The organism is Photobacterium sp. OFAV2-7 (genome assembly GCF_022347985.1).
GTDB lineage: Bacteria > Pseudomonadota > Gammaproteobacteria > Enterobacterales > Vibrionaceae > Photobacterium.
In genome coordinates this window covers 1-4,621 of record NZ_JAKRFQ010000385.1, presented here as the reverse complement: position 1 = coordinate 4,621, position 4,621 = coordinate 1, and the positions used below count along the sequence as shown (strand labels likewise).

Annotated in this window: 6 protein-coding genes; 4 read left to right on the top strand and 2 right to left on the bottom strand. The window is 47.1% G+C overall.

What is annotated here, in order from left to right; all coding sequences use genetic code 11:
- Positions 1-523, bottom strand: a 523-nt coding sequence (locus MHN01_RS17265) for a lyase family protein (protein ID WP_255725312.1), incomplete at its 3' end; no start/stop codon positions are given.
- A 172-nt stretch (positions 524-695) separates the two neighbouring features.
- Here MHN01_RS17265 and MHN01_RS17260 point away from each other — a divergent pair.
- The 3 genes from MHN01_RS17260 (at position 696) to MHN01_RS17250 (ending at position 3,358) form a co-directional block, all read left to right on the top strand.
- Complete coding sequence (locus MHN01_RS17260) at positions 696-1,628, top strand: LysR family transcriptional regulator (RefSeq protein ID WP_239412476.1); 933 nt, start codon at positions 696-698, stop codon at positions 1,626-1,628.
- 149 nt (positions 1,629-1,777) lie between these two features.
- Positions 1,778-2,554 (top strand): glutathione S-transferase N-terminal domain-containing protein, encoded by a 777-nt coding sequence (locus MHN01_RS17255; RefSeq protein ID WP_239412475.1) that lies wholly within the window; start codon positions 1,778-1,780, stop codon positions 2,552-2,554.
- A gap of 138 nt (positions 2,555-2,692) precedes the next feature.
- Positions 2,693-3,358, top strand: coding sequence for an HNH endonuclease signature motif containing protein (locus tag MHN01_RS17250; protein WP_239412474.1), 666 nt, complete (start codon positions 2,693-2,695; stop codon positions 3,356-3,358).
- Here MHN01_RS17250 and MHN01_RS17245 read toward each other — a convergent pair.
- Positions 3,349-3,822, bottom strand: coding sequence for a very short patch repair endonuclease (locus tag MHN01_RS17245; protein WP_239412473.1), 474 nt, complete (start codon positions 3,820-3,822; stop codon positions 3,349-3,351). The two genes, MHN01_RS17250 and MHN01_RS17245, sit on opposite strands and share 10 nt — an antisense overlap.
- A gap of 239 nt (positions 3,823-4,061) precedes the next feature.
- Between MHN01_RS17245 and MHN01_RS17240 the strand changes: the two genes are divergently transcribed.
- Positions 4,062-4,621: hypothetical protein (locus MHN01_RS17240; protein WP_239412472.1), on the top strand; the 560-nt coding region annotated here is incomplete at its 3' end.

Below are 4,621 nucleotides of genomic sequence, written 5' to 3'. Positions count from 1 at the left end.
AAGCCTGAGTTTTCTCCTCCAGCATGGCTTCCAGTGCAGCCACTTCATTGATCAACTGGTGCAAGTTCAGGCGGCAAGTCATCTTCATTGCCGCCGGGATCACGTCATTGGTTGACTGTCCCATGTTGACATGCGTATTGGGATGCACCTGGTCATAACCCTTCAGGCCGGTGATAATTTCGTTGGCACGATTGGCAATCACCTCATTGGCATTCATATTGGTAGACGTACCACCACCGCCCTGAAAAATATCGATAGGGAACTGGTCATCAAAACGATGATCCATCACCTCATGCGAAGCCTGTACAATGGCATCAGCCAGCTTTTCATCCAGTGCACCAATCTTGCAGTTAGCCTTAGCTGCAGCCTGCTTGATCGCAGCTATTGACCACAGGTAATGAGGAACATCCACCGCCGTACGACCGGAAACCGCAAAGTTATCCCGGGCACGTACAGTCTGAATACCGTAATACGCCTCGTCCGGCAACATCATTTCACCTAATACATCAGATTCTTTTCTCATGATTCAATCCTGCGGTTTTCTGCCATATTCTTTGTTGAATAGCTTTGTTGACTAGCCCTGTTGATTCGATTCTATGGCAAGGCTGATACGGATTATTTGAACTAGATCCGTACTTGGATACCAGTGGGGAATATAATGCAGAGTATTAGTTAGACTTATAGTACAGGCTGATATGGATTCCATTGCATTTGATCTTCGCCAACTCAGAACTTTTATCACTGTGGTCGAAACCGGCTCGTTCAGCAAAGCGGCCCAACACCTCAACCAAACCCAGTCGGCAGTTTCTCAACTGGTCCAAAGCCTTGAACATTTGCTGGACTGCAAACTGCTGGACAGGAGCAAACGCCCAATCAAGCTCACCCTGTCAGGCCGAGAGCTATACGAGCAAGGCAGCAAGCTACTGGCGGAATCGCGCAAGCTGCAAGACTGGATGCATTCCATCGAAAAAGGCAAGCTGCCGCGGTTACGGATCGGCATGGTTGATTCGGTAACTCAGGTAGCCGGAATTGCACTGCTCAAATACCTTCAGCCCAAGGTCGCCCACATCAACCAGATGACAGGGACTGCGCCGGAACTACTTGCTTCGCTGCAATCGGGCAAGGTGGATATCATCATCTCGATGACCAATCAGGATATCCCTCAGGAGCTCGCCATGTTCCCGCTGCTCAGTGAACAATATGTGGTTGTTACTCCCTCAAGCTGGGAGCCGAAAGAGATTCAGTGGCTGGCCAAACACCAATCCTATATCGCCTATGAGAACTGGACACCGACAGGCACCCAGACCAACAACTGGCTGCGGTGGCGAAACTACAAACCGCAAAGCCAGTTCTCCCTCGACAGGGCTGATAACGTTCTGGGAATGGTAGCCGAAGGCTTGGGCTGGTCGCTAACCACCCCCACCTTTCTGGCCCGCCAGTTGGAACTGCTCGACAAGCTTGAGTGCCAGCCTTTGCCCGCCCCCGGCATCACACGGCAGCTGGCTGTTATCTGCAGAAAAGGCGAATTTGGCAACATTATCGAAGAATTTGTTGCAGATATCAGAGAGATTATTCTTGGCAAGAAAGTGCATGAAGTACAAAAACGCTGGCCGTGGATTGGTGGATAGCGATTTTGCCACTGTTCAATATGAGCATGCATGAATAAAAAGTAGCCAATCATTACTTTTTTAGATTAAATACTCAGTGAAACAGCTTTATTTGTTCTATACATAACTCCATCCCTCTTAACGAACTAAAGCGGATCACAGGTGAGTACATGAACCATTTGCTGAACATCACGACATCTTCACTGGCTTCCACCTACCGTTTCTGGCGCGGAACCGTTGCCAGCAAACACACCGAGCAACCGGAAGAAACACTCATTCTGTTTGATCAGGAAGGTGACTCGAGATGCCGTCTCGTTCGTGAAGTACTTACCGAGTTCGATTTGAATGTGATTATCGCTCCTTGCCCTGAAGGCGGAGAAAATCTAGCCAAGCTGAAATCAGCATTCAACGGTGCCACCCCACCCGTTCTGGTCGATTCTAACAACCCAAACATCGTCCAAGGGGCTGAAGGCATCATCGATCACCTTTTCCAGCAATACAGAGGGACCAAGCCTCCCAAAGCATGCCTCGGACAACTCAGAAGTACCCTGACATCTAAACTGGCATCTGGAGTCAGGCTAGGCGCAGGCATCAAGGCTCGTCGTTCACGCAAACAATCAACTCCGCCATCACAACAGCCTGATCTGCCGCTGATCCTGTACAGTTTCGAATCCAGCCCGTTCTCCCGCCCGGTCCGCGAAAAGCTGTGCGAGCTTGAGCTGACCTACATCCTGATCAATCTTGGCAAGCAGCAATTCTCCGACATGGGTCCGGCCCAGTTTCACTGGAGCCTGAAACCCTACAAACCACTGCCGAACACCAAACGGGACGAGTTCTTCAAACAGCACGGCAATGTCCAGGTTCCCTATCTAATGGATCCCAACACTGGTGTCGACATGTTTGAGTCGAAAGATATCTTGCGGTATCTGGAGGAGGTTTATGGGTAAATTATCCCCTTTGAATATTAATCGTCACCGATGATCATCCATACATTCAAGTATTATTAATTAGACATTAATCAATAGGTCTTATATACAAGAGTGTTAATATAACTCTCGTTTTATATCAACGAGTTGTATCTTAACATGCGAGATCGATGGACCAAGGAAGAGTTAAAAGCCACTATAAATGTCTACTTACAGATGTACACGTTACAACAGCAAGGCCAAAGCTGTAACAAAAAAGCATTCTACCGGGAACTCTCAAACCAATTCGGCCGTTCGGAAAAAGCTTATGAATACCGAATGCAGAATATCTCCTATATATTCCTACTTCATGATCGCGATTGGGTTGCAGGGTTAAAACCCGCCAAAAATGTTGGCCGCAACGTAACTTCAGCAATCGAAGATATACTTGCCGAACTAGAAAATCGTCCTATTAATGAGGAGGTGCCTTTTGAAGCTCAAGTAGATTCTTACCGTCAAAAAAAACGTAAGTCATTACCTGAAGGAATCAAAGAGCCAAAAACTAGTTTTGGAAACATTGTAAAATACGAACGCTCACCTGAGGTAAAGGGCTGGGTTCTCGACAGAGCAAATGGACAATGTGAGCTTTGCAAGGAGCCTGCACCATTTAAAACCAAAAGTGGCAAAGACTATCTAGAGGTTCACCATCTTATCAGGCTTGCTGATGGCGGACCCGATGTCGTTGATAACTGCGTCGCCCTTTGCCCCAACTGCCATCGAAAGTTGCATTATTCCAGTGAATCATTGCAATTAACTCAAGACCTGTTAACTGACCTTCAGGCATAGTGTTCATCGATGATGGCTAGATCAAGTATTGGTAATTCATTTCGTCCCGAAACCTCACAAGATCTAGCCTCTCCCACCAGCCAGCACTCCACAAAATCCAACAAATCATCAAAGCAAAACTGTTCCGGCCTTCGAATTGCGCACTCCCAGAGGGTAAGTACACGCCAACCTTGAGACTCAAGCCAGTTAAGTGCTAACTCATCTCTTTCTTTATTCTTTGCGAACTTTGTAAGCCAGAACTCTGTATTGGTTTTCGGAATAGATGCATGGGAGCAGTTTTCATGGGCATGCCAAAAACATCCGTGTACAAAAATCACGGCTTTGTATTTTGGAAATACCAAATCGGGAGTGCCCTTCATCCTTTTGTCATGAAGGCGATAGCGAAAGCCTCTGGCAAAGAGATACTTTCTTAGATCAACTTCCAGTTTGGTATTCTTGGAGTGAAACAGACTCATGTCCGGCATCAGAGTTGTCCGTTGGTCATCATCAGCTCAAGCCTATTACAAGTATAAATAAAACACATTCACTCTCCCCGGATTCAGAGAGACCTTACTCACAAACACGCATAAACCCTCATCCGGTTAGACGAAACCAATCTATGATGAAAATCAAAGAGAAAGGGCATTCCAATCGCACTTTTCTTGCTGAAACAGAACAATGGACGTTAATAAGACGCTTATCTTCAGCGTTCCAGGAGGGCACTATGTCTCACAATAAGACACCCAATGATAAGATGCCTGATAACAATACGGCCAAGGCTAAAGCTGAAAATGCTGAGACTGAAAATAACAGGGATAACAGACCAAAGACATATAGGCTGTTGATGCATTTTCTTACCCTGGCGCCTATCGCTCATCTCTTCATCGGCATGCCGCTGTTCTTCGTAATTTTTGCAGGCTCAATCAGCTATTTCGTCGGCCTATGCCTGTATTTACTATCTCTCGTGGTTCCCATCGACTTTACCGAATCGCTGGCGCTGTCTTACACCGTATCCGGGAAACTTCTCGTCGGTTCCACCCTCTATCATGGCTGGCCAATACCGCTAATGAGCCTGTTCCCTGTGTTGTATCTGGCTTGCCTGCTCCTGCTTCGCAGCCGCTTCGGCAACTCAAACTTTGCCTACTGGGTGTCCTATGACATAGAAACTATTTGGCGGGTCACACTGATTTCCTTTGCCGTAATGGCCGTCGGTATTGTTGTCGGGCTCGGAATGAAAACCGCTGCAATTTGTTCAACGGTTGTGACAACACTGTATTTGCTCGT